We start from the raw sequence: 1,691 nt of genomic DNA, 5'->3' as shown, positions 1-1,691 counted from the left end.
AAGCCGGATTCCATCGGCTATGTCGCAAGCTGGCCCTTCGTCCGGCAGGACGTCTTCACCAGCGTCGATCCCAAGACCGGACGTCCCACCTACGATCCGTCCAAGACGCCAGGCACCGGAAAGACCGTGCATTTCTGCCCCTCGCTCTGGGGCGGCAAGGACTGGGTTCCCGAAGCCTATAATCCGCAGACCAAGCTTCTCTATGTCCCCGCCAACAACAACCTTTGCTCCGAACTCACGGGCGAGAAGGTCAGCTACAAGGCCGGCAAGCTCTATATCGGCGTTGCGCTGAGCAATATTCTGACCAATGTGCGAATGGACGACAAGGCGCTCGATCATGTCGGCGAAGTGCAGGCGTGGGACTTGAGCACCGGCAAGCAAGTCTGGACGCATAAATACAAGGAAATGAACTGGGGCCCCTTGCTGACCACCGGCGGCGATCTCGTCTTCGGCGGCGGCACCAATGACCGTAAGTTCCACGCCTTCAACGCCAAGACCGGCGACATGCTTTGGGACTTCCCGACGAATTCCGGCGTGACCGGCGTGCCCAGCACGTTCGAAATCGACGGCGAGCAATATGTCGCCGTGCAGTCGGGCTGGGGCGTCGACGCCCAACGCATGCAGGGCGCCTTCGATGCGGTCCTGCCGCACAAGACCGTCGTCCCGCAGGGCGGCGCAATCTGGGTGTTCAAACTTCCCAAGCAAGGCTGATGCGGCGGGGCGGGCTCGCGTGGCCCGCCCCGACGTCACCTTGAGTCTTTCCGCGATTTCAAAAGTGGTGACGCCTATGAAAATTCTGCATGCAATCGCCCTGAGCGTCGCCTTGCTGGTCGCCGCCTGGGTCTATCTTAGCGTCGGCGTTCCAACGCTGCATTTCAATCCCTGGATCGGCTTCGTCGCGTGGGCGGCTTATTTCGCGGCGGGAGGCGGCGCGCAAGCCATTCCCAAGGCGGGCTTCGCAGGGCTGGCGGGAATTGGCCTCACCTTCGCGACCTTGCTCGGCGTGCAAGTCGCGGGCGGCGGATTGCTGCCGTTGGTCGCCCTGGTCACGATCCTTGCTTTCGCGCTGGTCGCCATGGCGGATATTCCGGCTCTCGCCTTCACGCCCGCGGCCTTTCTCGGGGCGGCCTGCTTCTTCGGCTCATCGAGCCCGCTCGACGCGAGCGCCTTGTTCATCGCCATCACCTGGATGGCGGGCGTCGCTTTTGGCTATGTCTCCGAATTTCTCGGCAAATCCATCGCCCGACCCGCTTGATCCGACATTTCGCTCCACAGGGAGAATTCACATGAACGAGCATTTTCGCAATTCGGCCGATGGCGGCATCGACACCTATCGGAACTTCATCGACGGACGCTTTTCCGATGCGGAAAGCGGCAGCGTCGAAGTCTTCAACCCGGCCACCCAGGAATTTCTGGCGGCGACGCCGAACAGTTCCGACGCCGCCGTCGACGAGGCCGTCGCAGCCGCGAAGCGCGCGCAACCAGGCTGGGAAAGGTTGCCGGCGATCCAGCGCGCGGGTTATCTCCGCCAGATCTCGGCAAAAATTCGCGGCGCCCGCGAAAGGCTGGCGGAAATCATCACCCGCGAACAAGGCAAGGTGCTCAGCCTGGCGCGCGTGGAGGTGGATTTCACCGCCGATTACATCGACTATATGGCCGAATGGGCGCGACGCATCGAAGGCGAAATCATC

General features: G+C 62.2%; 3 protein-coding genes. All 3 read left to right on the top strand.

Annotated elements, in window-relative coordinates:
- Positions 1 to 711, top strand: a 711-nt coding sequence (locus tag ACE3S9_RS19295; RefSeq protein WP_374548096.1) for a PQQ-binding-like beta-propeller repeat protein, incomplete at its 5' end; no start/stop codon positions are given.
- Between the two features lie 76 nt (positions 712 to 787).
- The gene (locus ACE3S9_RS19290; protein ID WP_374548095.1) at positions 788 to 1,255 is read left to right on the top strand and encodes a DUF1097 domain-containing protein; all 468 of its coding nucleotides are present in this window, start codon (positions 788 to 790) and stop codon (positions 1,253 to 1,255) included.
- A 31-nt stretch (positions 1,256 to 1,286) separates the two neighbouring features.
- Positions 1,287 to 1,691 (top strand): aldehyde dehydrogenase family protein (locus ACE3S9_RS19285; RefSeq protein WP_374548094.1); only part of this gene is annotated, 405 nt, incomplete at its 3' end.

This window comes from Rhodoblastus sp. (assembly GCF_041915505.1).
Taxonomy (GTDB): Bacteria; Pseudomonadota; Alphaproteobacteria; order Rhizobiales; family Beijerinckiaceae; genus Rhodoblastus.
This window is presented reverse-complemented; position numbering and strand designations above follow the sequence as displayed.

Excerpts from the sequence above, each read along its gene's own strand:
- ACE3S9_RS19290 (WP_374548095.1), top strand. The coding sequence starts at position 788 with ATGAAAATTCTGCATGCAATCGCCCTGAGCGTCGCCTTGCTGGTCGCC.